Below are 26,609 nucleotides of genomic sequence, written 5' to 3'. Positions count from 1 at the left end.
GGGCGCCTACCGGCAGGCGCGGCGCTCGTACAGCGACCAGTCCTGCACCGCCTTTACGAGCACCACGTCGCACTCGTCGTTGTCGAACAGATGCGCGGGCAACGGCTGCGTGTGGCGCACGAAGAAGTAGCGATAGAGGCGTCCGTTCACCTTGTGCCAGTCGAACGCACCGGGATCGGAATTCAAGGGACCGGGCCGCAGCGGCGGAATCTGGTCTGGCTTGAAGCGCACGACGTCCGGCAGGAAAAACGCGAAGTTGAAATCGACGAAGCCCTGGTTTTCCGCCTGATACCACAGCGCATAGGTGTGATACGTCCACGGATTGTGGATGATCTCGCTCTGCGGCGAATAGATGAGACCGAGCGCACGCTGACCCGGCTGCGCTGCCGCGAGCAGCGTCTCGAAGGGCTCGTTCTCGGCGGCGAACCGATGCTCGCGCACGGCGATCGTGCCGAAGTAGCCCCAGCAGAACAGCACGAGCAGCACTTCGATCACGCCGATGCGCGCCGCCCGCATGGATCGGCGCTCGCCTGCGTTGGGAGAGCGGAACAGCAGCACGTACACCGGCAGCAGGAAAATCGCGAAGCGCTGGTAGAGCAGGTCGATGCCGAGCGCGGCGGTCGGCGCGAGGAACCAGACGACGAGAATCGCCAGCGCGGGCACCCACGCGCTGCGGTCGTGAAGGTTCAGCTTCGCCCCCATGAGCATCGGTGCGGCCAGCAAGAACACCGCGCCGAGCAGGAAATACCAGTCGCGCATCTCGGTGGCGAGCGTGTAGAGCACGAAGTTATACACGCGATGCCATCCGTAAGGCCCCGTCCAGTCCCAGAGCACCGCTGCCTGCGCGCCGCCCGGATCGTTCGGAATCACGAGCGCATTGCGCTTGACGAACCACAGGTAGCCGACGATCAGCAAGCCGAGCAGCACGTATGGCACGAGAGATTTCGCTATCGCGCCGGCCCGGCGCGTGAAGCACGGAATGAACGAAGCGCCCACTGCGCATGCGAACAGGAACACGAGCCCGTGTGCGAAGAACACCCCGACGCCGGCGGCGAATATGCCGAATGCGCCCGCCACCGAGGGCGCAGCGGCAAAGCGGCGCGCGACGATCAAGAACAGCAAGCCCAGCGGCACGGCGACGATATACGTGTAGAAGCCGTATTGCCAGGCAAAGCCGAAAAAGCCGGGCATGAGCAGCCAGTCGAGTCGCTCGTCCGCTTCAAAGGTCTTGCGTAGCGCCACCCCCGCCGCCACGAAACCGAAGTAGGCAAGCGTCATGACGAGCTTGATCGCCACCGCCACCGGCATCAGGAACGACAACGCCAGCGCCAGCGCATAGGGCAGCAGATAGGGCGTGAACCAGTTGATCCACACGATATCGGACCAGGGCGAGGTGCCCGTCACGAGGTCGTGCAGCAGCGCGATCTGCGCCACGTGCTGCGCGATATCGCCCATCGGCGGACGCGGAGCGATCCAGAACAACACGCCGCCAAAGAGCGTCGTCACGACCAGAAGAATCAGCCTCGCGCGTGCGGCTGTGCTGGCCGCACGGCTCGCGCGAAATGTCGGATTGAGAATGGTATTCATCGGTGGAATCAGCCTCCGGTGCGGCGGTTCATGTCGAGCGAACGTGTAGCTCAGCCACGGGTCATGTCGCGTGAGTACAGCAGGAACATGGCGACGATCAGGAAAGCCGCGCCCGTCATCGAGCGGGCAGTAGCGACTTCATTGTTCAGAAGGCCGTACACGAAGATTTCGAGAATCGTGATGCCGACCATCAACGGGTAGGCGATGCTGAGTTCGATCTTCTTGAGCGATATGGCATAGCAGACGAAACCGAAGCCATAGGCGCAGATCGCGCCAAGGCGCAACTGCATCGGACGATCGAGCAAGGCAACGGTGAGGCGGCTGAAGTTCTCTGGCGAGCGCGCGGCGATGCGCAGCAGGATGCTGGCGACCGCGCTGAACGTACCACTTAGCAGGACAAAAATGATGTACATGTTGGCTCGTCGTGAGGAACGTAATTTTTGATAGACATCGTTACGCCTCATGAAAGCTAAAACGCATGGAAATGGAAGTATGTTCGACGGACCACGTTACGACAGACGGCCACGCGCGGCGTAATACGCGGTAATGAAAGCGGCCGCTCGCAAACGTTTGGCATGCGCGCAACCGACCGGATCGCTTGCAGGCGAGACGATCTGGCAAAGAGACGACAAGAGAAATAGCCGCGCGAACGAGGGTTCGCGCGGCGGAAATGGTGGGACTGGCTGGATGCCGCCGGAGCGGCCGGGCGCGGCTTAAAGCAGCGTGGTGAGCACGTCGACCGTGCGCGCGGTCGCGCCCCGGTGGCGCGAGGCGAAGGCCGCCGCCGCCGCGCCCATGGCCACGCGGCGCGACTTGTCGTTGAAGAGCTCGCGCAGGGCGCGGGCGAGGTCGGCGGGGTCTTGCACCTGAAGCGCCGCGCCGGCCGCCGTGGCGTCGGCGGTGGCTTGCGTAAAGTTGAATACGTGCGGCCCGATCAGCACCGGCACGCCCACGGCGCACGCTTCGATCAGGTTCTGGCCGCCAAGCGGCAACAGGCTGCCGCCAATGAACGCGAGATCGGCGGCCGCGTAATACGCGCCCATCTCGCCCATCGAATCGCCGAGCAGCACGCTCACGTCCTGCGGCAGCGCCCGGATGCCCTCGTGCGCCGAAGCCGCCGCGGCGGCGGCCGGCGCCCAGCGCGAGCGCCGTTCGAGCTTGAATTGCTTGCGTTCGACGAGCGCGGCCACTTCGTCAAAGCGCTGCGGGTGGCGCGGCACGAGGATCAGCAGCGCGCCGGGTGCCGCGCCGGGTGCCGCGCCGGGTGCCGCGCCGGTTGCCGAATTGGACTCGACGAGCGCGGCGAAGGCTTGCAGGACCAGTTCCTCCTCGCCCTCGCGCGTGCTCGCCGCGACCCATACGGGCCGCGTGCCGATCGCGCGGCGCCAGTCGCGGCCGCGCGCGATCAGCGCGGGCGGGCTCGCCATGTCGAACTTGAGATTGCCGAGCACGGCCACGTTGCGCGCGCCGAGCGTGCTGAGGCGTTCGGCGTCGGCGGGGCTCTGCGCGAGCACGCGCGTGAAGCCGCCGAACACCTCGCGCGCGCCCGCGCCAAACTTCGCCGCGCGCTTGAACGAGCGCGCCGACATGCGCGCGTTCGTGAGCACGAGCGGCACGTCGGCGCGCTTGCATTCGTCGATCAGCGTGGGCCACACCTCGGTCTCCATGACGAGGCCGAGCGAGGGACGCCACGCGCGCAGAAAGCGCCGCACCGCATGCGGCATGTCATACGGCACGTAGCAGCGCAGCACACGATCGCCGAACAGTTGCTCGCCGGCGGCGCGGCCGCCCGGCGTCATGTGCGTGAGCAGGATGCGCGCGTCCGGGCGCGCCGCCAGCAGCGCGTCCACGAGCGGCTGCGCCGCGCGCGTTTCGCCCACGGAAACGGCGTGCACCCAGATGAGCGGGCTGTCGTCCTCGGGCAATCGCCCCGCCGAATACCCGAAGCGCTCGCCGATATGCTCGCGATAGCCGCGCTCGCGGCGCGAGCGGATGAAAAGCCGCAGCACCGCGAGCGGTGCGATCAGCCACCAGGCCGCGCGATAAATCGCTCTTAGCATCGGGCCTCCGCGGCGGCCGAGGCAGCGCGAAAGGCCACAGCCGCGCGGCGGCGGGCGTACACGGACAGGCTCACGCTCGGGTGGGGAGTCAAACCAGTTCCTTGCCTTTGAGGCGTTCGAGAATGCCGAGCGGCGCCCATTCGGGATGCACCATGTCCTTCACCGGCAGGAAGAAGGTCTGCTCCATCATGAACTGCCCCGACATCACGGCATGGGACGTGTGATCGGAGAAGCACACCCACACGCAGCCCGGCGGAAAGCCGATGGTCTCCTGCGGGCTCGACTTCTGATAGCCGAGGTCGGCCTTCATGCCGTCGTGCAGGTTGAGCATCAGATGGTCGTATTCGCTGCGCGGCGACTTCGTGATGTGCAGCAGATTCTGCAACCAGGCCGAGCCGGGAAACTGCGGCTTGATGTTGGGCAGGAAGCGCTTCGCCATGTCCTCGAACGGCTCGCCCACGCGCCACACGCGCGGCACGCCGTTGGGGTTGACGTTGGTGAAAACGCGCAGGATGCGCTCGCCATAGTTCGGGCGCGACGGAAACGCATCGACGTGCAGGCGCGAATCGTCCTTGCGCCACGAGGTCTCGCGCGTTTCCACCTGGTGCAGGCGCAGGCTCGTGGGCGCCACGCGCAGTTTGCCGATGTACTCGGGAAAGAGGCCGTCGACGAGCGTGCGCGCACAGGTCTGGTAACGCGCGATCAGCGCGCGCACGGCCGACTGCGTGACGGTGTCGCCGAGCACGCCGTGCAGCGCGCCGCCGTTCGGGTCGAGGCTGATGTTCTTGCGCTTGGGGTCGGCGATGGCGGGGTCGAGCAACGCGCGCTCGCCGCCCTCGATCGCAAAGGCCAGGTTCGGAAAGTACAGCACCTTGCCCTGCTCGACGGCGTCGAGCAGCGTCTCGCGCGGCTGCGAGAGTTGCTGGCCGTGCCAGTCGGCGGATTGGATTTCGATGATCTGGGATTCGTTCATGGTCGCCCCTGGAAGCGATGGATCTGATTGCCTGCCGGTTTGTACGGTACGGGTACGGTGCGCGTGCGGTGCGCTCGCGGCGTGGGCTGTGCCCCTGGCACGCCGCTGCCGATGCGCCGTCACGGCCCTTGCCGGCCAGGCCCTGGCGCCTGGGTGTGCTCATGCGCGCCGACTCTTATACCCGCAGCCCCCGAGGTGCGCCTTGACCGGCCGCAGCCAGCGGGACGCCCGCGCCCTTCGTGCGGCGCCGCGCCGCGACAGCCGCTACAGCAATCCGAAGCCCGCCAGCGTGCCCTTCACCTGGGCGAGCGTGGGCGGCTGCCCGGCCGTGCCGAGATTGACGACGTGCGGCGACCAGTAGCCGCCGGTACGCCACGCAGTCGCGAAATTGTACAACTCGACGGTCGGGCGCTTCAGCGCCGCCGCGATGTGCACGAGGCCGGTGTCCACGCCCACCGTGGCCGCCGCGCCGTCGATCAGGCCGACCACGGCGGGCAGCGAGAGCCTGGGCGGCACGATCGCCGCCTCGCCGAACTCGCGCGCGAGGCGCTCGCTCGTCGCCCGCTCGGCCTCGCTGCCCCACGGCAGCACGAGCGAGGCGCCGCGCCGCACGAGCGCCTGGCCAAGCTCGATCCAGTTCTGGTCGGGCCACTGCTTGTCGGCGCGCGAAGTGGCGTGCACGAACACCACATAGGGCACCGGCAGGTTCAGCCCGACGCCCGCCAGCGCCTGCGCGGCGCGATAGGTGTCGAGGCCGAAATCGATCTCGTCGGTAGGCGACGGCGGCGCGAGATCGAGCGCGCCCGCGACCAGTTGCCGCGTGCGCTCGACCACGTGGGTGCGCGGCTCGATACGGATCGAGCGGTCATAGAAAAACCGCACGGGCCATTCGTAGCCCGCGCCGTCGGTGCGGTTGCCGAGGCCCACGAGCGGGCCGCGCGCCCAGCTCGCGACCCAGGCGGTCTTGATGAGCCCCTGGCAGTCGATCACGAGGTCGTATTTCTCGGCCGCGAGCGCGCGCCGGAACGCCCCGATCTCGCGCCAGTTGGCGCTCGACAAAAGGCCCTTGCGCCAGCGGCGCAGCGAAAACGGAATCGCGCGGCGCACGCCGCTCACGAGTTCGACGAGCGACTGGAAGCTCTCTTCGACGAGCCAGTCGATCTGCGCGTCGGGGTAGCGCCGGCGGATATCGGCAATGGCCGGCATGTTATGGACGACGTCGCCAAGCGACGATACGCGCACGATGAGGATCTTTTGCACGCTCAAGGCTCTTTGGCCGGACAGATGAAAAAGGTCCGCAATTTTAGCGCGCCGAACGCAAATGCGAAGAAAAGCGGGGAAAAAGCGCGTAAAAAAATACAAACGGCGCCGCGCGGGAGGGTTGCGCGGCGCCGCCGGGGTGCCGTTCGGGGCGGCGTCCGGGGCATCGAGCCGCCCCGAACGCGGTTGGCCGGCTTAGAACGGCAGCTTCGCGTCCGGCTTTTCGGCGAGGATCACGCGCTTGAAGTCGGCCTGGATGCGCGAGAGCGCCGCGTCATTGTCGGCCTCGAAACGCATCACGACCACGGGCGTGGTGTTCGACGAACGCGCAAGGCCAAAGCCGTCCGGGTACTCCACGCGCAGGCCGTCGATCGTATTGACCTCGTCGGCGCCCGTGAACTTCGCGTTCTTTTGCAGCCTGGCGATCAGCTCGAAGTTCTCGCCTTCCTCGAGCTTCAGTTGCAGTTCGGGCGTGGCGTGCGAGTTCGGCAGGTCGTTGAGCAGCTTGCTCGGATCGGCCGCGCGCGAGAGGATTTCCAGCAGGCGCGCGCCCGTGTAGAGACCGTCGTCGAAGCCGTACCAGCGGTCCTTGAAGAACACGTGGCCGCTCATTTCGCCCGCGAGCGGCGCACCGGTTTCGCGCAGCTTCGCCTTCACGAGCGAGTGGCCCGTCTTCCACATGAGCGGCTCGCCGCCCTTTTCCTTCACCCATTTCGCGAGATTGCGCGTGCACTTCACGTCATAGATGATCTGCTTGCCCGGATTGCGCGAGAGCACTTCCTCGGCGAACAGCATGAGCTGGCGATCGGGGTAAATGATCTGGCCGTCCTTGGTGACGACGCCGAGACGGTCGCCGTCGCCGTCGAACGCGAAGCCGATTTCGGCATCCGTTTCCTTGAGCGCGCGAATCACGTCCTGGAGGTTCTCAGGGTGTGCCGGGTCCGGGTGGTGGTTCGGGAACGTGCCGTCCACCTCGGTGAAGAGTTCGACCAGCTCGCAGCCGAGCGCCTTGAAGAGGCGCGGCGCGAGGCCGCCCGCCACGCCGTTGCCGGTGTCGACCACGATCTTCATCGGGCGCGCGAGCTTCACGTCGCTCACGATGCGATCGACATAGGCGTCGACGATGTCGTACTTCGTATAGCTGCCCTCGCCCGCGTCGAAGCGGCCCGCGACGATGCGGTCGTAGAGGCCGAGGATCTGCTCGCCGTAGATCGCCTTGCCGCGCAGGACCATCTTGAAGCCGTTGTAGTCGGGCGGATTGTGGCTGCCCGTCACGACGATGCACGAGTCCACGTTGCGCTCGCCGCCCACGAGCTTGAGCGGCACGCTCGCGGCGAAGTAGCCCACGGGCGTGGGCACCATGCCGACGTCGACCACGTCCACGCCCGCCTCGCACAGGCCGTCCGCCAGCGCGCGCGAAAGATCGGGACCCGAGAGCCGGCCGTCGCGCGCGATCACCACGGCTTCGCCGCCCTGCGCACGCACTTCGCTGCCGAACGCGCGGCCGATGGCGCGCGCGGTGTCGACGTCGAGCGTCTTGTCGATCACGCCGCGAATGTCATATGCCTTGAAAATCGATTTCGAAATCATGTTGAGGCTCACCGTGCAGAAGGGGATTCGAGGAATTCTGACTATTCGTAACACGGACAGGCACTTGAAAGCCTTCGCCGTTACGAAAAGTGGGATCCGTTACAAACTATAATTGCCGTTTTTCGGCAGTGGTATGCACCCATTTTAATGCTTCGCCGTCCCCTTCTATCGCCAAAAAATTCGCCAAAAAAGCCGCCTTTCGGAATCACGGCGAGGAGCACGACGCGTGCCCGCGATTTTTTTGCCGTTTTTTTCAGCCCTTTGCGCAGCGGCGAGGCGCAATGCTGAGTCTCAAGCGTTTCGCGAACCCCGATGTCGCCCGCGCGTTTGCGAACATCGTGTGGCTCGGCCTCGAGCGCCTCACGCAAATCGCCGTCGCCATCGCCATCAGCGGCGTGCTCGCGCGCTATTTCGGCCCCGACGTGTTCGGCAAGTGGCAGTACGCCAACACGCTGCTGCTCGTGCTCTCCCCCATCACCTGGGTGTGCGGCGCGGAGATTCTCGTGCCGACGATCGTCAACAAACCTCCCGCGCAGCTCGGCACCGTGCTCGGCAGCGCGTTTGCGCTGCGCATCGGCGTGTCGGCGGCGGCGCTCCTCGCGACCTGGGCCGCCATCGCGCTCGGCGCGACCGATCCGTTGGTGGGCGCGATGCTCGCCGGACTCGCGGTGACGATGCTGTTTCGCGAGCCGTTCGTCGGCGTCATCAATGCGTGGCTGCAAAGCATGACGTACAGCAAGCCGCAGTTGCTCGCGAGCATGACGACCGCCGTGATCAAGGCGCTGCTCGTCTTTCTGCTGGCGCGCGCGGCGTTCGCGCCGGCCACGTTCGGCTGGCTCTGGGCGCTCGAATCGGCGGCGATCGGCGCGGCGCTCGTGCTCTATTTCCGGCGCCGCCACGGCGGCAAGCTCGGCTGGCATGTGGACCGCACGCTGTTCCGGCATTTCGCGAGCGCAGGCACGGTGTTCTGGCTCGGCCTCATCTGCATGTACCTGTTCCTCAAGCTCGACCGGCTGATGCTGGAACGCACGATCTCGTTCGCCGATCTCGGCCGCTACTCGGCCGCGCAGCAGCTCAACGAGAACTGGATCACGCTCGCGCTCATGCTCTCGCAAACGATCGCACCCGCCTTCGTCTACCGCGTGCAGCAAGCCGCGCAACTGCGCCGCAACCTCGTGCGCCTCTTCGCGATGACGGCCGCGCTGATGGTGGCCGGCGCGCTGGTGCTCGACGCGCTCGCGGGCTTTATCATCGGCCGCGTGTTCGGGCCGGACTATGAAGGCGCGATCGGCATCTTCCGCTGGGCCGTGTGGCTTTCCGTGCCCGCGGGGATCGAAGCCATCGGCAACCTCGTGGTGCTCAAATATCAGGCGAAATTCGTGCTGCTCGCCAAGTGGCTGCTCGCGCTCGCCGTGGCGTTCGCCGTGAATCTCGTGGCGATCGGGCGGCTCGGCTCGTATGGCGCGCTGTGCGGCCTCGCGGCGGGTTATCTCGCGGCGGCCTGCGTGAACTTCTACTACATTCGCTTCAAGCTCGTTTCATGATGAATTCCGCCGCGCTCCCGGCGCGCCACGCACGCGAAGGCGCGCTCGCCGACGTTGCCGTGCTCATGCCCGCGTACAACGGCCAGCACGATGTCGAGCGCACGCTCGCCTCGTTCGATGAGAACGCAACCATTTATGCGCTCGTGGTCGACGACGGCAGCACGCCGCCCATCGTCGTGCCCGAGGTGCCCGGCATGCAGGTGGAAGTGTTGCGCATGGCGACGAACGGCGGCATCGAGCGCGCGTTGCAGGCCGGCGTCGAGGCGCTCGCGGCGCGCGGCTTTCGCTACGCGGCGCGCATCGACGCGGGCGACCTCGCCGCGCCGCAGCGGCTCGCCAAACAGCGCGCGCGCATGGAAGCCGAGCCCGCGCTCGCGGCGCTCGGCACGTGGACCCAGGTGGTCAACCGCGCAGGCGAGCCGCTCTTCATGCTGCGCCCGAGCGCCGACGCGCGCGCGCTGCGCCGCACGCGCCTCCTGCGCTCGCCGCTTGTGCATCCTTCGGTGATGCTGCGCGTGGACGCCGTGCTCGCCGTGGGCAATTATCGTCTGAAGTATCCGGCCGCCGAGGACCTCGACCTGTTCCTGCGACTGATGGAGCGCTACGAATGCGCGAACCTGCCGGAACTTGGCCTGTACTACGAACTGAATGAAGGCGGCATTAGCGCAACGAAGCGGCGGCGGCAGATCGTTTCGACATTGCGCCTGCAACTCCGTTATCTGAACGTGCTGAACTGGCGCGACTGGGCGGGCGTGGCGAAGAGCCTGCTGCACTTCGTGACGCCCTATCGCACCTTGCAGAAAATGAAGCGCGCGCTCTTCGTGCGCTGATCACCTGGGACCGTGCGCGTTACATCCAGCGCAGCATGACGGGCAGGAGCACCGGCACGACGAACGCGGTGAACACCCCGTTCAGGCCCATGCCGAGGCCCGCGAACGCGCCCATCTCCTCGCTCACCTGAAACGCGCGCGCGGTGCCGATGCCGTGCGAGGCCACGCCAATCGCAAAGCCGCGCACCTCGGTTTCGCGCACGCGCACGAGGTTGAGAATCCAGCGCGCGGTCACGGCGCCGAACACGCCCGTCGAGATCACGAGCACGGCGGTAAGCGACGGAATGCCGCCGATCTTGTCGGCGACGGCCATCGCGATCGGCGTGGTCGCCGACTTGGGCGCAAGCGAAGCGACGGTCTGGTGCGAGGCGCCGAACAGCTTCGCCACGCCGACCGCCGAAACGATCGCGGTGAGCGAGCCCGCCACGAGACCGCCGAGCAAGGGCAGCGCGCCACGCTTCAACTTGCCCCACTGGCGATACAGCGGCAACGCGAGCGCGACGGTGGCCGGGCCGAGCAGGAAGTGCACGAACTGCGCGCCTTCGAAGTACGTGCGATACGGCGTATCGGTGATCTTGAGGGCCGCGACCACGAGCGCCACGGCGATCAGCACCGGATTGGCGAGCGGATTGTGCTTCGCGCGCGCATAGATGTTGATGGCGATGAGATAGGCGACGAGCGTGACCGTGAGGCCGAGCAGCGGCGAGCCGGCGAGATAGACCCAGATGGCGTCGAGCCTGGACAGCGGCAGATGGTTGTTCGCCAGGTTGTTCACGACGCGCCCTCCCCGGCCGTATCGGCACGCCGTTGACGCCGCAACAACACGCGCGTGACGAGCGCGGTGACGGCGATGCCGAGCGTCGTGCTCACCACGAGGCTCGCGATCACGGCGAACGCTTCGCCGCGCACCGCCTGGGCGGACACCATGATGCCCACGCCGGCCGGAATGAAGAGCAGCGAAAGATGGCGCAACAATTCGAGCGCGGTGGGCTCGATGGCCTCGGCGGCGGCGGGCCGCATCAATGCGAAGGCGAACAGGAGCAGCATGCCGATCACGGGACCGGGCACGGGCAGCGAGAACACGTAGGACACGCTCTCGCCGAGACACTGGAATATCAGCAGGGCGGCAAGGGAACGAAGCATGGCGAAGGCTGGACTGGAAACACGCGAGGCGCGCGCAGTGTAGCCCAACGGCGGCCGATGCGCAGCGAATCTTCATACCTGGCGGGGCGTGCGCGCGCTTGAGCAGCACAGAGCGGCACAGATCGGCACAAACAGGGGCATCAGAGGGACGGATCGGGCGTCGGCTAAAATGTGCCGCCCGGCCGCTGCCGCCCTTTTCGTCACACGCCGTGACAACGACGTCCCCGCTCTCGTGAACACCTCGCCCGCCCCAACCTCGCAGAACGCTCGCGCCGCAAACGCCCCCCGGTCGGCCGCCAGCCACTTGCATATCGCCCTCGTCTGCAACACCGCCTGGGCGATCTACACGTACCGGCGCGGCCTGTTGCGCGCGCTCACCCAGGCCGGCGCGCAGGTCACCGTGATCGCGCCGCGCGACCGCACCTTCGAGCCGCTCGCCGAAATGGGTTGCCGCTGCGTGGATCTGCCGGTCGCCTCGAAGGGCACGAACCCGCTGCACGATCTGCGCACCCTCCTCGCGCTCCATCGCCACTATCGCGCGCTCAAGCCCGACGTCGTGTTCCACTACACGATCAAGCCGAACATCTACGGCTCGGTCGCCGCGTGGCTCGCGCGCACACCGTCGGTCGCGGTGACGACGGGCCTCGGCTACGTCTTCATCCAGAAGAGCCGCGCGGCGCAGGTCGCCAAGCGCCTTTATCGCTTCGCGTTCCGCTTTCCACGCGAAGTCTGGTTCCTCAATCGCGACGACGAAGCCGCCTTCAAGGACCAGGACCTGCTCGCGCATCCCGAGCGCGCGCGGCTCTTGCATGGCGAAGGCGTCGATCTCGACGACTTCCCGTTCACGCCGCTGCCCGCGCGCGAGACCTTCGCCTTCGTGCTGATCGGCCGCCTGCTCTGGGACAAGGGCGTGGGCGAGTACGTCGAAGCCGCCCGCACGTTGCGCGCACGCTATCCGCATGCGCGCTTTCGCTTGCTCGGCCCGGTGGGCGTGGACAACCCGAGCGCCATCTCGCGCGACGAAGTGGCCGCGTGGGAGCGCGAAGGCGTGATCGAATACCTCGGCGAGACCGCCGACGTGCGCCCCTATATTGCGGACGCCGATTGCGTCGTCCTGCCGTCGTACCGCGAGGGCGTGCCGCGCACGCTGATGGAAGCGAGCGCGATGGGCCGCCCGATCGTGGCCACCGACGTGCCCGGCTGCCGCGAAGTCGTCGCCGAAGGCGTGAACGGCCTGCTGTGCGAATCACGCGACGCCGCGTCGCTCGCGGCGAGCCTGGCCCGCATGCTCGACCTCGGGAACGAAGCGCGCGCCGCCATGGCCGGGCGCGGCCGGAAAAAAATCGAGAAAGAATTCGACGAACGCGTTGTGGTACAACGCTACCGGGAACTGATCCGGGAAATTACCGGGTCGACATTTTGATCGAGTTTGATTTCACGGGAACGAACACGCCATGACAGCGACGAACTCAAAGGGCACCATCCTCGTCACCGGCGGCGCGGGCTACATTGGCTCGCACACCTGCGTCGAACTGCTCAATGGCGGCTATGAAGTGGTCGTGGTCGACAATCTCGTGAACAGCCGCCGGGAATCGCTCGCGCGCGTCGAAAAGATCACCGGCAAGCCGGTTGCCTTTTACGATGCCGACGTGCGCGATGGCGCGGCCCTCTCGCGCATTTTCGAAGCGCACCGCATTACCGGCGTGATCCATTTTGCGGCGCTCAAAGCGGTGGGCGAGTCGGTGGCGAAGCCCATCGAGTATTACCGCAACAACGTCGACGGCCTGCTCGTCGTGCTCGACGTGATGCGCCAGCACGGCGTGAAGCAGTTCGTATTCAGCTCGTCGGCCACGGTGTATGGCGTGCCCGAGCGCTCGCCTATCGACGAGACGTTTGCGCTTTCGGCGACCAACCCGTATGGCCAGTCGAAGCTCATCGCCGAACAGATCCTGCGTGACGTGGCGATTTCGGACGCGTCGTGGCGCATCGCGGTGCTGCGCTATTTCAATCCGGTGGGCGCGCATGAGAGCGGGCTGATCGGCGAGGATCCGGCGGGCGTTCCCAACAACCTCATGCCGTACGTGGCGCAGGTGGCGGTGGGCAAGCTGGAGAAGCTGCGCGTGTTCGGCGGCGACTATCCGACGCCGGATGGCACGGGCGTGCGCGATTACATTCACGTGGTCGATCTCGCGCAAGGACACCTCGCGGCGCTCGATGCGCTCGTGAAGCACGATGCGGGGTTTGTTGTGAATCTCGGCACGGGGCGCGGGTATAGCGTGCTCGAGGTGGTGAAGGCGTTTGAAGAGGCTTCGGGGCGGCCTGTGCCGTATGAAATCGTGGCGCGCCGGCCGGGGGATATTGCCGAGTGCTATGCGAATCCGGCGGCGGCGGAAAACGTGCTGGGGTGGACGGCGCGGTTTGGGATCGAGCAGATGTGCGCGGACCACTGGCGGTGGCAGGAGGGGAATCCGCGGGGGTTTGAGTAAGCACATCGTGCCGAGACAAACAATTACAAGATCGCCGATTTGTTGCGTTTTATTACGTCGACGTTACAACAGCGGTATCACAGCTAGAATGTTCCTTCAGAGGCATCGAAATCACGTCTCGTGAGGCTCACGCTGTGAACGAAGAAAAATCCGGTGGCATCGTTATCTGGCTGACTGGCATGTCCGGGGCTGGCAAGTCGACAATTGCGCGCGCGCTAGTCGCACGATTGCAAACGTTTGGGTGTCAAGCAACGATGCTCGATGGAGATGTGCTGAGAACCGGGCTCAATTCAGATCTTGGTTTCAGTGATGAGGAACGCACCGAAAATCTGCGGCGTGTAGCGCATGTCGCAGCACTTTTTTCTGGTGAAGGCTTCGCTGCCGTGACCGCAACCATTTCACCCGAGCCAGAGCATCGAGCCAATGCCAGGCGAATCGTCGGCGAAGCTAACTTCGTCGAAATTTTTGTCGATACGCCGCCGGCCATCTGCGAACAGCGTGACCCCAAAGGCCTGTATCGTCGAGCGCGGCGCGGGGAAATCCCGCAATTCACCGGCGTCGGCTCGCCTTATCACCCACCGCTCCGCCCGGATCTCACCGTGCGCACTCACGGCAACAGTGTCGAATATTGCGTCGACGATATCGTCCGCTATCTTGTGCAGGCACGCCGTTTCGGCTCGAAACTCGCCCAGATTGACACCACAGCGCGCAAGCGCGCTTAACCTACGCGGCGTCAGTCATTGATCCGATTGAAAGTCAGAGCGAACAGCGGGACGCCTACTATCTAGTGCGACAAGGTAGTCAGCCTGCTCCGCGCGAAAGCGTTGCTCCCATTGCTCGCTACTCTTTCCGCCGAGTTTAGAAAGTCTTGAGCTCTTCGCAGTGATGTTACGCGCGTCGAGCCGGTTGTCGATACAATTGGCCATCCATGCCAACACGTCGCGCGGCTTCTCCACGATGTCTTCGTATGTAAAGCACGCTGGCGCAATTCCCAACCGCCGAAAGGTCCTGTCAAAGTAAACTTCGCCTGCGACGATGTGCTCGCACCAGCTTCGAATTGCCTCGGCATCGTATTCGACCGTATCCAGATTTGACCGTGAAACTGCTCCGTCCTGGTAGCTGTGGAAGAAGCCCGATCGCACGCTACGAAATAACGAGATAGCCTGTCCAACAATGTTTGCGCGACGCAAGTAGAAACGTGTGACGAGATCGATCGATGCCCGCGGTGTTTCAAGCATGTCACCGACGCTTCGCGCCTGATATGGCGAAAGTTGCAACCCCATAATGCCGTAGGGTGATCGATAGTCCGCAACTGTTTTTCGCAGATACTCGTCCGCACATTTCGTCGCAACGAGCTGCGGCGGCCGACACCCCATGGCCAACTCCGCCGTGTGAATCCAATCCTCGTTGAACCACTCTTGGGGCGTGCCCAGCACCCCGGAGTTTTCTGCCATCTCCATCAGCCAGGTACTCCCCGTTCGGGGCAGGATAAAGATTACATACAATTGCGTGCGCCACGCTAGTTCCCGCATGACGCCATCGTGAATGGTAGCGTTCTCTCCAAATGCCTGTGCAACCTTGTTCGCCATTCGGGCCCCTCAGTCTTGCGCGCGCAGAGCCGCGACCTGCGTTAGCAGACACACGGTAAATCTGCGCGGAAAATCAATCACTTACCGCTTCGATCCGTGCAATTTTGCCTTCAACAAGCGCCCCAGCTCTTTCCAGTCGCCGCGTGCAACGCGACCGAGGACGCGCCCCGGCATCATCCAGCGCCATGAACTCGACGCATAGATTTCATTGATCTGGTTGACGATCCGGGCATTCTCCGCCGCAAGGCGTTCTGCTTCCAGACGCGCATTCAGTAATTCCTCTCTGGCGCTTCTCTCCGAGTTTTGCGCATTCAAGACACTCTGCGCATTCTGCGCATTCTGCTCAAGCACCTTCGCACCCGAAGCGAAACGGTCACGCTCTTTAGCAAGCATGATCTCATACGCACGCAGGCGCGAATTGGCATCGGCGAGTGCGGCCTCACTGACCGCGAGCGCGGCCTCGCTGCCCGCAAGTGCACTCGCCACATGCTCGCGCTCGTGCAGCAACGCCTTTATGCGTGGCTCGTCCGAGTACATCTCCGCGTCGAGCTTCGCACGCAATGCGGCAAGCTTCGTGCGAGACTGTTCACGCTCCGTGCGCAGCGCCGTTTCCGATTTCAATGCCCGGTCAACAGCGCGCTCGAACTCTTCGCGCAACAAACCCAACTCTTCCTCGAAGCGCTTACGCTCCTCTTCGCGTCCCGCTTGACCGGCCGTAATATTTCGTGTTGCCAACGACAGCTCTTGACTCAACGCGGCATTTGCCGCGGCCTGCCGCTCGACCTCCCGCTCGTGCGCTTGCCTCGACTCACGCTCACGCAATGTGTATTCCTTCATCAGACGCTCCGCACGCTCGAGACGCCGCTGCATTCGTATCGGGAGCGGCTCGAATCCAACGTCGCTTTCAGCCTCGCCGTCGGCGTCGGAAGCGATCAGATAGCGGGCGAACTCCTCGCCAAGCAATGCATGACCGGCAAGAGCAACGATCTCGGACACCACCGGATTCTTCCAGTCCGGCGGAGACCAGCGCGGCGTTAGCCACAGCGCGTGGCGCAGGCTTTCGCGGCCCGTGATTTTCGTGAGGATACAACCTGCCTGCTCTAGTTCAGCGTTCATGCCCGGCGCGTTACCGCGCGTTGCCCAGAGTCCGGCTTCATAGGCAAAGGCATATTCACGCTCCGCCTCATTATTGAAGTTGCGCTGATTGATTGCCGGAAAGGCGAAGTAGTACAGATCGAAGCCCTGCCCGAGCAGCAGATCCGCAACTTCAAGCGATTGCGTGGTGGCGTTGCATTCGACCCAGAACGCACTGCGTGTAGTGGCAAGAAATGGGAGGTCAGCGGAGAGGATATGCAACTCCGTGCCTTCCGCATCGATCTTGACGAGATCGAACGGTCCGTAGTCTCGGTTGATCTCGTCGAGTGAGATCGACCGAGCCGCCAGAGCCGCCGAGGCCCGCTCGGCTTCGTCGTGCGCATCGACAGAGAACGAACCCCGATTGCCAGGTATCACCGACGCATGGAGATTCAAACCCGCCCCGCCAACGACCGCTTCGACTACCACAGACTCGGCCCTGAGGTTGTTCTTGACGTTTTTGCTGAGCAGCGGCACGACAGCCGGATTAGCATCGACGAGACACACCGAGGCAACCGGTTTGATTTGTGCGACACCCAGACTAAACGTACCGAGAAAGGCGCCGATATCAGCCACGCGCGCGTGCTCGGGCAAGCAGCCGGCAACGAACTGAATCTCGTGTTGAGCCCATTCGCCGTACCGTTCAAGGAATTTGCTAATCAGATCCTCGACCGGACTAAACGTATGCAATACACCATAGCGGGTTGAGATTTCAGCCACCGTCGACAACTCCTCTCCAAAATCAAAAAGCGCAGTTCCGTTGCGGGCTGCCGTCAAACAGGCTGCCTGCGACACCGCGAACGGCACACTCAGTTCAGGCCGTTGGCCTTGCACCAATCTGCAAACGACTCCGGGCCGCTTCTATATGGATCACGAAAATGAGCGCGCAGATCACCCCGATCTCGCCATGCAAGCCGGTGGGAACGCGGAATCGGCGTGCCATTTTCATAAACACCGTAGGCCCACCAGCCGGATGGCAGACCCACCGCGCGATGAAATACCAACCTGTCCCGATACCAACGCAGTAGCTCGAAGACTTCCGTACGGCCATATGAATACCTCTCGAGCATATGCTCGCCGACGGAATTGACCTTCGTGAAGTGGAAAAACCGCAAGGGGTTCTCACCCGCTAGAATTTCCCCGTTCGCGTGCATAGAAATGGGGCGGTTGCTCAGATTCCAGCTTGCGACGTTGTACCCGGAATTGCGCAATACGCCCACGCCGTCGAACAGCGCGGGAACGAGATCGCACCAGCGCTGATCTGTGAAGAGCCCGTTAGGCACATCGTCACGACAGAATTGCAGCAGCCGATCGCGCCACCATTGACCGAATCGCACGCCCTCGGGGACGTTTTGGACTGCGACGAAACCGAGATTGTAAACCCCGTGTTTTAGCGAGCCGATCTCGTTATCCATGATGCCCTCGATCGATGTTTCGGGCGTCGCGATGTGTGGCGTGAGCACGACCGAGTGCTTCTCGAGCATCGCGAGCACGTCATCGAGAGGAGCGAAAAGCGCCGTGTCCGGGTCCAGATAAACCACCGAATCGGCGCCATTTTCGAGTAGGCGCGCCATCATTGGACCTTTCACCGCCGTGCACAACTCGACGATGTCGTGACTGAACATCCAGCGCCGCCACTCGGGAATGCCAAGCTCGGCCACGGTGATCATGTGGTCGAAGTTCTCATTCTCGAGGTCGAACTCCAGGTCGGCCGGCGCTTCGTCGGACATCAGCAGCCAGATTGTCCAGTCTGGATGAAAACGCTTGATCGATTCCGCCAGCACGCGCGCCCGATCGAGGTAGCTGTAGGTGATGCTCGTGTAGCAATGAACGTTACGCACCTGTGCCTCCATCCACCAGTACGCCGCCCGTCTGATTGCTGTAGCTTAACGTTCCGTATTGACGCCGCGACTGTTCGACCATCTCGCGAATCCCACCCTCTTCAAAAAGCGCACTCAGTTCGATCTCCGAGCCCACTGTCGATCCCCGGCCCGCAAAGGTCGACATCATCGCCCGGGACACATTGCCAGCACCGCGCCGCGCAAGCACATATGCGCCTGCTGCCAATGCTTCGTACATTGTGAAAGAAAAGCTTTCGAAGCACATCGACCAGTTGATCGCGACATGAATACCCTGCTCGACCGCCGTGCGGACCATCGCCGATCGGTCCTGATACGTTACGGCCGTGCGGATGAACTTGACATTCGGCACGTCCAGCGTTTCCCAGCCCAGATGAACGAACTCGTAGCGCGGGTCGCGCGCGTGCCATCTCGCCAGACTCTCGAAGGCGAACCAGCCTTTGTGAAAATGTGGCGCACCGAGAAAACCCACCTTCAGTGGCTCATCCCTCATGTATGCGGGCGCATCGCGCTCGAATGAGATTTCGCAAGGCGGCAGTACATGCGTTTGTGCATGCTCGTAGCCCGCGTGCTCGAGCCAAAAGTTAAGTATCGTTGCCGACGGCGCCAACACGACTGGACGCGTACGCGCAAAAAACCGCCTCATGCGCTTGACATGCTCGAAGCGATCCCGGCCTGCATGGCAGACTCCGCAAACGGCGGACGATACCGGTGGCGCATTGCAGAACGTCACCTGATTACGGAGCATCGTGGCCGTCGGGCACAACGTGAATAGATCGTGAATCCACACTAGAGGGGGGTACGCAGCGTCGCACTGCTCAATCACGGCCAGAATATGCTCCGGCGCGAAGCCAAGCATATGGTGGACGACGCTACGCAGCAGCACGCCCTCGCTTCGAACCTGCCCAAGCGCCTCAATCAGGTCAGCGAGCACTACCACGCCTAGTCGAGCGCCATCGAGATTCGCGATGCACGTGACCTCCGATGCCTCCGTGTACCTGCCAAGCAAAGGCTTTGGCTCGTTCGGACACAAGTGGAGATAACTCCAGCCCTGACGAGCGAGCGCTGCTTGCTCGTCGCCAACACAGTTTTGAACACCACCGCCCACGTTCAAGTAGTCATCGTGACTGAACGACAGCACAAGTCCCTGCGCGGAGTTACGGGCCACGCCAACCAACGCGGCCAGCAAAGCGCTCCGCGACAGCGGTTCATCGTTGAGAATCTTGCCCCAGCCTGCGCCACGCACGGCCGGTGACACAGCCGTCATGATCATGCGCTTTGCATGGTTCTCGCGCGTCCGGTAGGACCACCCCTCCGTCAGCGCATCTGCAAGAGAAACCGGTTCAAGTTCGCCTTCGCGCATCTTTCCTGACTCCACTTTCTGGGCCACTCCTACGGGCTCACACATTTGAACATCGACGCAACGGCATCTTCCGCTACGCTCATCACGGCCGTGCTGACGGCGCGGCACGTCCGGTCAGCAAAACAATCGCCATGCCTAGAATCGGCGGAATAATCGGGTACAAGTAACGGAAATCGCACGCGATAGCTGTAGGAATGAACCCGGCAACGAAGACCCAGAGCGTGAACGCAAAAACCAGCAGCGTCGGACGGCCCCGCGTTGACCTGGCGAACAACGCAACCAAGGTACATACGGCGAGTACGATCAAGTAAATCCAATGCCGCCAGAGCGGTGATTGAATGAAAAACCGTTCGCCCTTGTAGAGGAAACTCGCCCGCGCATTGGTTTCTTCCTTGAGTCCGTCCGCTTTGAGATATTCCGCGCCACCTTGAATCCCGACATGCGTTGGCAAACACTGCGTCACATCACGCGCGCTGAGCACGTATGCCATCAGCGCGGCGCGGTGTCTCAGATAGAGCAACGGATATTGCGACACGGCATGCACCCAGATCTGCTGGAGCGACATGCCGGACTGCTGAGGCAGACGGCCTTGCAACCCTGCGGGATTCAGAAAGTCGGCGCGCGCCGACGTATATTCGCTGCGGATATTCGCGTCGTCCTGCGGGGTAAGCCCTGGAATGGTCCGAAGGGCAACATCGGTCGGCAGGCGAGCGACAATTCCCGCAATGTCGTAGCTCTCGATCACCCCTGGAGCGACTGAGAGATCCCGGCCGCCATTACCGGCAATCGTCGCATTAGCAGCAAGGCTGGTGAGGAACGCGCAGACGACGTAAAGCACGATCGCGAGCGCACATTGTGCCACTCGAAGCGTGCCGCTCGACGAACGCACAATTATGCCAAGCGGCGCGAGCATGAGGAGAGGACCAAGCAGCACACCTTGTTGGCGAATCAGCGATCCTGCTCCAAGAATGATGCAGATCAATACCAGGGTAAACCGTTTCACCCGCTGATCAGAAGCACGTTCAGCAGCAAGGCATAGCGCCAGTGTACCGACCATCCACGTCGCAAAGAGGACATCTTTCCAGACGATGCCAACGTACGAGAAAACCACGGGGTTGAGGATCAGCGCTGCACAGATGAGCGCGCGCGCCCAACCGAAATCACCGCCCTGTCGCACGAACGCGGCAAACGCGGCGTAGGTCAGGAAGCAGTTAACAGCGACGAAGATACCGGTTGCAAGAAGACCGCCTCCAAGCCACGCGAAAAGCGCAGACAGCAAAGGGGGTTGCCAACTGACCGAATGGTGCGTGGACGCCTCGAACAGTTGCACCGTCGTGTCGAAACTCAGTTGCCCCGGGGCGTGCAGCGCAAATGCAGAAATAGCGCAAATTGCGCAAAGAAAATAAAGTCCGAGCTTTAATTTTCGTCCACTCATCGATATGGAGGCCTTTGTAGAATGGGGCGTTCGGCAGCAGCAGCCACCCAATTCGAATACAGGTGTGCCACGACACCCGGGAGATTGCTGACGCAGCGCTTAGCGATTGCCGATCCATGAATACGGCGCGGGCTATTCTAACCCGTAGCCTGCCCCTTTCGCGATTCTGATATACCGCGGCGCGAGGTTCCTTGAGGGGCGACTTCAGGTTTGTCACGTATTGCTACCCTCGGCTCCCGAGCCCCCCACCCATGTAAACCGTAATCGCCCGGAGCACACCGACGTTGAATCTGGATGTTGACATTGGACCAGGTGCCAATCCATGCTATGGCACCCTTACAAATAAACGTTGACGCCCTGGAGGAGTGAACATGTTTTGGCAACGCAATCGCCGCGAGAAGTTCGTGGATGCAGGGCACTTGGCTGTGATTTCGGTGGGCGATCCCGCAGACTTTGGCGGCATCGTTCGCGTGGATGTGAGCATTTCACAGGATGCAGTTCCCAACGCGAGCCTCAAAGCCGTCGCCTCATCGTGCCCTGAATCGGCAGCTGACCTTGGTAAAGCCGGTCCGGGCCAGATAATTTCTGTCGGCGTTCATTTCCATTTGCTGTCAAACGGTGAACAAACGCTTCGCTTCACGCTGGAGGAGTCCGATGGTTCGGTTTCCGTTGCTGACGCGAAGTTGAATGTTGCAAATGTCGGCGGCCTGGCGGCCATGACCACAGACCTCCTGAAGTCGCATGGAACGCCCGTGTTCTTTACCGGACCGTGCGACTCGCAGATGTATCCCTACAGCGCGCACACCGCCTGGTTCGATCGCCCTGACGCGTCACAGCACATCGACCGCCTTTTGGAACAGGGACAAATCAACGAAGAAGAAGCGCATCACCTCCGCGAATTCGTGAATAGCGGCTTCCTGATGGTTGAAGGTTTAATCGACGACGCGTTAGTTGACGGGGTCTGCGGCGAAATCGACGATGCCATCGCAAACGGCTATCAAGGCTATCAGTTCGGCTCCAGCCAGCGCATCGAGCATCTGCATATGCACTACCCTGCTATCCGGAAACTGTGGCTCGACAAGCGCCACCGCCGTTACGCAGACCTCATTTTCGGCGCCGATGCCCGGCCATGCCAAACTCTCACCTATGTGTTCGGGAGCCAACAGGACGCGCACCAGGACACGATCCACCTGACTCCGTTTCCCGCGGGCTACATGTGCGGGACATGGATCGCGCTACAGGATGTCTCACCTGATAGCGGTGAACTGGTCGTGTACCCAGGAAGCCACCGGGAACGTCGCGTACGTCTTGCCGAGACGGACTGCCCGAAGGTCGCAAACGGCGACTGGGCGCAATTTGGTCGCAGCGTCTGCGCGGAATGGGCCGACATGCTGACGCACTATGAGCCGTTCATCTATCGCCCGAAGAAGGGCACTGTTTTGATCTGGCACGAAAATTTGTTGCACGCTGGGTCCGTGCGTAAGGATCATACGTTGGAGCGACGTTCGATCGTCATTCATTCGTTCGCCGATGGTGCTATCGCTTATTACGACTCGACAGGACTGCACGGCTCCGCCGTGCGCCGCGAAGCATTACATGAAGGCTGACGGCGACTCAAAGTCGCTTGCTTGCTACTGAAGTTGCTGTGACACCGTTCCCCGCACACTCACGATTGTGCGGGGAACGATCGACCATGACATGAATGCAGCCGGCAGCACGCCGGCGCCTCGGAGACAGCATGGACAGACGCGACAGGATCTTGCAGCACTGCACCCAAGCACAGCTTGGCATCGAAGTCGGTCCATGGTTCAACCCAATTGCGCCCAAGAGCAAAGGCTATCGCTGCCTTTCGCTCGATGTCTTCGATGCCTCGGTGTTACGCTCGCGCGCCGAGGCCGACCCGAATATCCCGCGCGAAAAAATCTCGGACATTGAGGACGTCGATCTCGTCGGCTCGTCCGTCGACCTTGGACGTCTTGTCTGCGAAGCGGGGTATGCCGGTAAAGTCGACTACATTGTTTCCTCGCATAATCTGGAGCACATTCCCGACCCGATCCGTTTCTTGCAGGGCTGCCAGGAGGCCCTCAAGCCACACGGCATCGTGTCCATGGCGGTCCCGGACAAGCGTACCTGCTTCGACCATTTCCGCCCCTATACAACCCTCGGCGACTGGCTGGAGGCTTTTTTTGAGCGGCGCAGCAAACCGACTTTGCGACAGGTGTTCGAGTCAGCAAGCTTGGGGTGCCTGCATAACGGCTCGGGTGTGCTCAGCCTCGGCACCGACTCATCGGAGCTACAACCGACGCACCATCTGATGATGGGCTACGACAACTGGCAAGCGCAACTTGTCGCGAGCCATCGAGACTATATCGATGCTCATTGCTGGACCCTCACGCCGGCGGTCATTGAACTCATCTTGCGCGACCTTGCCTGGCTGCGCCTTCTTCAGTTCGAAGTCGACGAGATTGCAGGACCGCTAGGCTGCGAATTTTTTGTGCGCCTGCGTTACATGGGCAAAGACTGGCAGCCACATTTCACACAAGAAGCCTATTTCAGCATGAGAACGGCGTTGCTACAGCGCATCATGGACGAACAGGCTGAAAACTCGCCGCTGCTGGCGAAAACGCGAAGAGCGATGGACACATTGCATGCCGCACTTCTGGAGAAGCCGGCGTCGGAAGCGGTCACGCGCCCACGTATCAGAGGCGTCGGGCGCCTGCGCCGAATCGTGGCGCCGTTGCGGCGCGCCGCGACAGCCCTTCTCCCGCCGCGCACCTGATAACTTCGCATGCCGTGGTGCGCGCCTTTCGCCTGGACGCGAGAGGCAAATCCTCATATCAGCCGATTCGCGCAACCGGCACGCTTTGTATCGCCGGCAGCGTGACCGGTTCGTACTCTGGAACCCAGCGGCGCAAATCACGGCGGACTTCATCGTCGCCGGGCACCCGATTTTGCATGAGCCACGGCAACAACTCCTCAAGCATATTCTCCGGCACTTCGCGCGCACGAGCGACGCGCAGCTTCGGGTGTGGCGTGCGCGTCGTCGTTTCGTCATCGGCCAACAACTCTTCGTAGAGTTTTTCGCCCATGCGTAAGCCCGTGAACACAATGCGAATCTGATCTTCGGTAAAACCGTAGAGACGGATGAGATCGCGTGCGAGATCAACGATCTTGACGGGCTCACCCATGTCAAGAATGAAGATCTCACCTCCTTCACCCATGCTCGAAGCCTGCAATACGAGCTGAGAGGCTTCGGGAATCGTCATGAAGAAGCGGGTGATTTCAGGGTGTGTTACGGTAACCGGACCACCCTTGGCAATCTGCTGCTGGAATTTCGGAATCACACTCCCTGCACTGCCGAGCACGTTACCAAACCGCACCGTCTCGAACTTGGTGCGTGGACTCGATTGCTGCAACGCCTGGCAGGCCATTTCCGCAAGGCGCTTGCTTGCGCCCATTACGTTCGTCGGGTTGACGGCCTTATCGGTCGAAATGAGCACGAAACGCCGGACGTCATGACGCATCGCGGCGCGCGCTACGCGATACGTGCCGAGCACGTTGTTGCGCACCGCCTGCCACGAGTTCAGCTCTTCCATGAGCGGCACGTGTTTGTACGCAGCGGCGTGAAACACGACGTGTGGCGTATAACGTGACATGATTTGCTCGATCAGCAGCGAGTCCTTCACATCCCCGACAATAGAGATAACGGGTGTATCAGGATAGCGTTCGCGAAATTCTTCGGTCAGCCGATACATCGCGTACTCGGACAAGTCGAGCGTCACGACCTGCGCCGGAGAAAACCGCATGATTTGCCGGCAGAGTTCGGATCCAATCGACCCGCCCGCCCCTGTCACCATGACCACGCGCCCGTGCAGGAGCGCTTCGACGTGCGGCATGTCGATCCTCACCGGCTCCCGACCCAGCAGATCCTCGAGATCGATATGCCTGACCTGCGAAAGGAACGCCTGACCGGAACTCAGGGCCTGTAGCGCGGGCAGGACCAGCGCCTTGACTCCGGCCCGCACGCACTGCGTCGCAACGCGCCGCTGCACATCCACGGAAGCCGACGGAATCGCGATGATTGCGTACTCCGTCTTCAGCCTGTCGGCCCACTGCGGCAGGTCGGCAATCGGCCCAAACACCTTGTAGCCATAGATTTCACGTCCGACTTTGCCCGGATCGTCATCGAGCAAGCCGACGAGGCGCCATTCACTCGACTTCGACAGTTCGCGCGCGAGACTCGCACCGGCGGAACCCGCCCCCAGCACGATCACGGGCTTGCCTTGAGCAACCAGACCGCCGTACAGGTAGAACTCCTTGCTTGCACGATAGAGCGCTCGCGAGCCCCCCATCGCCAGGAAAAGCAAAAGGGGTGACACTACGAGCACAGAACGGGGGATGATCGGAGAAGGTTGGAGCATCACGGAGAACACCATGATCACCAGCGCGCCGGAAGCGACCGCCTTCGAGATACGCATCAGGTCGGGCAGGCTCGCGAACACCCACATCCCGCGGTAGAGGCCGAAGATGCGGAACATGACCGCATAGACAGGCAAAACCCAGACAAGCGCACGGAACGCGCCGTTCCAGAACTCGGTCGGGACGCCAGCGTTGAAACGGATCAGATACGCGACGATCCACGCGGAGACAACCGCGCACGCGTCGAACATAAACGCGCCAAAGGATAACAACGAGGCCCTGTTCTTAAGCATTTGCATCAACCTCGGTTGGTCTGGAAAGTTTTATTGGCCTGAAAACGACGCCAGCGCAAATCTATGCAGATCCCGACCGACAGCAAAGCAAGCACCCACATTCCGATGACTGAAAACTGCACAACTGCCGACCGGCCAAGAATTGTCACAGCAATTCCTGCGCCAGCCGCCATTAAGACGTACCAGACCAGAGCCGTGCCAATGTGGCCGAAGTCCGATTGCACCATACGCTGGTAGTAGTGTTCCCGATGAGCCTGCCAGAACTTCTCCCCTCGCAGCAGTCGACGGATCAACGTGACGGATGCATCCCCGATAAACGGTGCGAATACGATAGCAGGAAACCAGATCGGCCAGATATTCGCTTGCCACCCCCAATACCCGATCGCCGCCGCCAGAAACCCAAGCGAAATCGATCCAGCATCGCCGAGAAATATCCGGGCCGGATGAAAATTGAAAAACAGGAAGCCGCCCGCCGCACCGGCGATGGCGGCCGACGTGCACGCGAGCCCAACTGCGGGCACCGGTGAAACAAGCGCAGCAATTGCATAGCCGCCGAAGCCGAACACCGCCATGCCACCCGCCAGGCCATCTGCGCCGTCCATGAAGTTGTACAGGTTGACGAACCAGAGCATCAGGAACCCCAGACCAGCGAGCAACCACCACGACGAATCCCCCGGCACAAGCGCGAGGACAAACGAGACTGCGGCAATATGCGCAACAAACCGCACGCGCGCGGGCAGTCCGCGACGATCATCGATCTGTGACACCAGCGCGAGGAACGCGGCCGCAGCAGCAACCATCCAAAGGTGCGGCGTCAGCAATAGCAGAGCGACGACCGCGACGGGCACGATGCCCCAACCGCCGACGCGTGGGATCGGATGCGCGTGCAATGAGCGATGATTGGGGATGTCGATTGCAAGGCGCACGGCGAGCCCGCTTTTGAGCAGCGTGCCGAGGATTACGGCGCAGGCAACCCCGGCCGCCAACGCAACGACGAGCGCGATACCCAACGAACTCAATGTAAGGCCCTGCATGTTGTTCAAT

22 protein-coding genes are annotated in these 26,609 nt (G+C 62.6%); 7 read left to right on the top strand and 15 right to left on the bottom strand.

Annotated features, from left to right (window positions below; genetic code table 11):
* Positions 1-6: 6 nt before the first annotated feature.
* From C7401_RS17010 to C7401_RS16985, 6 genes are all read right to left on the bottom strand, one after another.
* A complete protein-coding gene (locus C7401_RS17010; protein ID WP_112172567.1) occupies positions 7-1,587 on the bottom strand; it encodes a hypothetical protein in 1,581 nt (526 codons plus the stop codon).
* Positions 1,588-1,637: 50 nt separating this feature from the next.
* Complete coding sequence (locus C7401_RS17005) at positions 1,638-2,000, bottom strand: DMT family transporter (protein WP_112172566.1); 363 nt, start codon at positions 1,998-2,000, stop codon at positions 1,638-1,640.
* Positions 2,001-2,300: 300 nt separating this feature from the next.
* Complete coding sequence (gene waaA / locus C7401_RS17000) at positions 2,301-3,647, bottom strand: lipid IV(A) 3-deoxy-D-manno-octulosonic acid transferase (RefSeq protein WP_112172565.1); 1,347 nt, start codon at positions 3,645-3,647, stop codon at positions 2,301-2,303.
* A gap of 88 nt (positions 3,648-3,735) precedes the next feature.
* The gene (gene kdoO, locus C7401_RS16995) at positions 3,736-4,620 is read right to left on the bottom strand and encodes a Kdo hydroxylase KdoO (RefSeq protein ID WP_112172564.1); all 885 of its coding nucleotides are present in this window, start codon (positions 4,618-4,620) and stop codon (positions 3,736-3,738) included.
* A 264-nt stretch (positions 4,621-4,884) separates the two neighbouring features.
* The gene (gene waaC / locus C7401_RS16990; RefSeq protein WP_181565598.1) at positions 4,885-5,886 is read right to left on the bottom strand and encodes a lipopolysaccharide heptosyltransferase I; all 1,002 of its coding nucleotides are present in this window, start codon (positions 5,884-5,886) and stop codon (positions 4,885-4,887) included.
* A gap of 189 nt (positions 5,887-6,075) precedes the next feature.
* Entirely contained in the window at positions 6,076-7,470 is a 1,395-nt protein-coding gene (locus C7401_RS16985) for a phosphomannomutase/phosphoglucomutase (RefSeq protein WP_112172563.1), read from the bottom strand.
* Between the two features lie 281 nt (positions 7,471-7,751).
* On the opposite strand from C7401_RS16985, the gene C7401_RS16980 reads away from it, so the two are divergent.
* Together C7401_RS16980 and C7401_RS16975 are read left to right on the top strand one after the other, a co-directional pair.
* The gene (locus C7401_RS16980; protein ID WP_112172562.1) at positions 7,752-9,014 is read left to right on the top strand and encodes an oligosaccharide flippase family protein; all 1,263 of its coding nucleotides are present in this window, start codon (positions 7,752-7,754) and stop codon (positions 9,012-9,014) included.
* Positions 9,014-9,844: a glycosyltransferase gene (locus tag C7401_RS16975; RefSeq protein WP_112172561.1), complete on the top strand. Its 831-nt coding sequence runs from the start codon at positions 9,014-9,016 to the stop codon at positions 9,842-9,844. Before C7401_RS16980 ends, C7401_RS16975 begins: the two co-directional genes overlap by 1 nt.
* 19 nt (positions 9,845-9,863) lie before the next feature.
* Here the strand turns inward: C7401_RS16975 and C7401_RS16970 are convergent, their stop codons facing one another.
* Positions 9,864-10,610, bottom strand: coding sequence for an LrgB family protein (locus tag C7401_RS16970; RefSeq protein WP_224040662.1), 747 nt, complete (start codon positions 10,608-10,610; stop codon positions 9,864-9,866).
* Between the two features lie 5 nt (positions 10,611-10,615).
* On the bottom strand, positions 10,616-10,987 hold the full coding sequence (locus tag C7401_RS16965; protein ID WP_112172560.1) for a CidA/LrgA family protein: 372 nt from the start codon (positions 10,985-10,987) through the stop codon (positions 10,616-10,618).
* A 304-nt stretch (positions 10,988-11,291) separates the two neighbouring features.
* On the opposite strand from C7401_RS16965, the gene C7401_RS16960 reads away from it, so the two are divergent.
* From C7401_RS16960 to cysC, 3 genes are all read left to right on the top strand, one after another.
* The gene (locus C7401_RS16960; protein WP_258397113.1) at positions 11,292-12,410 is read left to right on the top strand and encodes a glycosyltransferase family 4 protein; all 1,119 of its coding nucleotides are present in this window, start codon (positions 11,292-11,294) and stop codon (positions 12,408-12,410) included.
* A gap of 31 nt (positions 12,411-12,441) precedes the next feature.
* Complete coding sequence (galE, locus tag C7401_RS16955; RefSeq protein WP_112172558.1) at positions 12,442-13,473, top strand: UDP-glucose 4-epimerase GalE; 1,032 nt, start codon at positions 12,442-12,444, stop codon at positions 13,471-13,473.
* 104 nt (positions 13,474-13,577) lie between these two features.
* Positions 13,578-14,195 (top strand): adenylyl-sulfate kinase, encoded by a 618-nt coding sequence (gene cysC / locus C7401_RS16950; protein WP_112172557.1) that lies wholly within the window; start codon positions 13,578-13,580, stop codon positions 14,193-14,195.
* Positions 14,196-14,210: 15 nt separating this feature from the next.
* Here the strand turns inward: cysC and C7401_RS16945 are convergent, their stop codons facing one another.
* The 5 genes from C7401_RS16945 to C7401_RS16925 all read right to left on the bottom strand — a co-directional run bounded on the left by C7401_RS16945 (position 14,211) and on the right by C7401_RS16925 (position 20,853).
* Complete coding sequence (locus C7401_RS16945; RefSeq protein WP_112172556.1) at positions 14,211-15,062, bottom strand: Stf0 family sulfotransferase; 852 nt, start codon at positions 15,060-15,062, stop codon at positions 14,211-14,213.
* A gap of 81 nt (positions 15,063-15,143) precedes the next feature.
* On the bottom strand, positions 15,144-17,030 hold the full coding sequence (locus tag C7401_RS16940) for an FkbM family methyltransferase (RefSeq protein ID WP_258397122.1): 1,887 nt from the start codon (positions 17,028-17,030) through the stop codon (positions 15,144-15,146).
* Complete coding sequence (locus tag C7401_RS16935) at positions 17,006-18,049, bottom strand: hypothetical protein (protein WP_258397112.1); 1,044 nt, start codon at positions 18,047-18,049, stop codon at positions 17,006-17,008. Before C7401_RS16935 ends, C7401_RS16940 begins: the two co-directional genes overlap by 25 nt.
* Entirely contained in the window at positions 18,030-19,418 is a 1,389-nt protein-coding gene (locus C7401_RS16930) for a glycosyltransferase family protein (protein WP_112172554.1), read from the bottom strand. The genes C7401_RS16935 and C7401_RS16930 overlap by 20 nt, the downstream gene beginning before the upstream one ends.
* An 82-nt stretch (positions 19,419-19,500) precedes the next feature.
* A complete protein-coding gene (locus C7401_RS16925; RefSeq protein ID WP_146757937.1) occupies positions 19,501-20,853 on the bottom strand; it encodes a hypothetical protein in 1,353 nt (450 codons plus the stop codon).
* A 371-nt stretch (positions 20,854-21,224) separates the two neighbouring features.
* On the opposite strand from C7401_RS16925, the gene C7401_RS16920 reads away from it, so the two are divergent.
* Together C7401_RS16920 and C7401_RS16915 are read left to right on the top strand one after the other, a co-directional pair.
* Entirely contained in the window at positions 21,225-22,460 is a 1,236-nt protein-coding gene (locus tag C7401_RS16920; protein WP_112172552.1) for a phytanoyl-CoA dioxygenase family protein, read from the top strand.
* A gap of 131 nt (positions 22,461-22,591) precedes the next feature.
* On the top strand, positions 22,592-23,632 hold the full coding sequence (locus tag C7401_RS16915) for a class I SAM-dependent methyltransferase (RefSeq protein ID WP_181565597.1): 1,041 nt from the start codon (positions 22,592-22,594) through the stop codon (positions 23,630-23,632).
* A 58-nt stretch (positions 23,633-23,690) separates the two neighbouring features.
* Here the strand turns inward: C7401_RS16915 and C7401_RS16910 are convergent, their stop codons facing one another.
* Both C7401_RS16910 and C7401_RS16905 read right to left on the bottom strand, forming a co-directional pair.
* Positions 23,691-25,565 carry a polysaccharide biosynthesis protein gene (locus C7401_RS16910; RefSeq protein ID WP_112172672.1) on the bottom strand — a complete coding sequence of 625 codons (1,875 nt, stop codon included), beginning with the start codon at positions 25,563-25,565 and terminating at the stop codon, positions 23,691-23,693.
* Between the two features lie 5 nt (positions 25,566-25,570).
* On the bottom strand, positions 25,571-26,599 hold the full coding sequence (locus C7401_RS16905) for an MraY family glycosyltransferase (protein ID WP_112172550.1): 1,029 nt from the start codon (positions 26,597-26,599) through the stop codon (positions 25,571-25,573).
* Between the last annotated feature and the right edge of the window lie 10 nt (positions 26,600-26,609).

Source organism: Paraburkholderia unamae, from assembly GCF_003268775.1.
Lineage (GTDB): Bacteria > Pseudomonadota > Gammaproteobacteria > Burkholderiales > Burkholderiaceae > Paraburkholderia > Paraburkholderia unamae.
This window is presented reverse-complemented; position numbering and strand designations above follow the sequence as displayed.

Excerpts from the sequence above, each read along its gene's own strand:
- C7401_RS16910 (WP_112172672.1), bottom strand. The coding sequence starts at position 25,565 with ATGCTTAAGAACAGGGCCTCGTTGTTATCCTTTGGCGCGTTTATGTTC.
- C7401_RS16930 (WP_112172554.1), bottom strand. The coding sequence starts at position 19,418 with ATGCGCGAAGGCGAACTTGAACCGGTTTCTCTTGCAGATGCGCTGACG.
- C7401_RS16980 (WP_112172562.1), top strand. The coding sequence starts at position 7,752 with ATGCTGAGTCTCAAGCGTTTCGCGAACCCCGATGTCGCCCGCGCGTTT.
- C7401_RS16945 (WP_112172556.1), bottom strand. The coding sequence starts at position 15,062 with ATGGCGAACAAGGTTGCACAGGCATTTGGAGAGAACGCTACCATTCAC.
- kdoO (WP_112172564.1), bottom strand. The coding sequence starts at position 4,620 with ATGAACGAATCCCAGATCATCGAAATCCAATCCGCCGACTGGCACGGC.
- C7401_RS16975 (WP_112172561.1), top strand. The coding sequence starts at position 9,014 with ATGAATTCCGCCGCGCTCCCGGCGCGCCACGCACGCGAAGGCGCGCTC.
- C7401_RS16920 (WP_112172552.1), top strand. The coding sequence starts at position 21,225 with ATGTTTTGGCAACGCAATCGCCGCGAGAAGTTCGTGGATGCAGGGCAC.
- C7401_RS16915 (WP_181565597.1), top strand. The coding sequence starts at position 22,592 with ATGGACAGACGCGACAGGATCTTGCAGCACTGCACCCAAGCACAGCTT.
- C7401_RS16965 (WP_112172560.1), bottom strand. The coding sequence starts at position 10,987 with ATGCTTCGTTCCCTTGCCGCCCTGCTGATATTCCAGTGTCTCGGCGAG.
- C7401_RS16935 (WP_258397112.1), bottom strand. The coding sequence starts at position 18,049 with ATGGAGGCACAGGTGCGTAACGTTCATTGCTACACGAGCATCACCTAC.
- C7401_RS17005 (WP_112172566.1), bottom strand. The coding sequence starts at position 2,000 with ATGTACATCATTTTTGTCCTGCTAAGTGGTACGTTCAGCGCGGTCGCC.
- C7401_RS17010 (WP_112172567.1), bottom strand. The coding sequence starts at position 1,587 with ATGAATACCATTCTCAATCCGACATTTCGCGCGAGCCGTGCGGCCAGC.
- galE (WP_112172558.1), top strand. The coding sequence starts at position 12,442 with ATGACAGCGACGAACTCAAAGGGCACCATCCTCGTCACCGGCGGCGCG.
- C7401_RS16985 (WP_112172563.1), bottom strand. The coding sequence starts at position 7,470 with ATGATTTCGAAATCGATTTTCAAGGCATATGACATTCGCGGCGTGATC.
- C7401_RS16905 (WP_112172550.1), bottom strand. The coding sequence starts at position 26,599 with ATGCAGGGCCTTACATTGAGTTCGTTGGGTATCGCGCTCGTCGTTGCG.
- waaA (WP_112172565.1), bottom strand. The coding sequence starts at position 3,647 with ATGCTAAGAGCGATTTATCGCGCGGCCTGGTGGCTGATCGCACCGCTC.
- C7401_RS16925 (WP_146757937.1), bottom strand. The coding sequence starts at position 20,853 with ATGAGTGGACGAAAATTAAAGCTCGGACTTTATTTTCTTTGCGCAATT.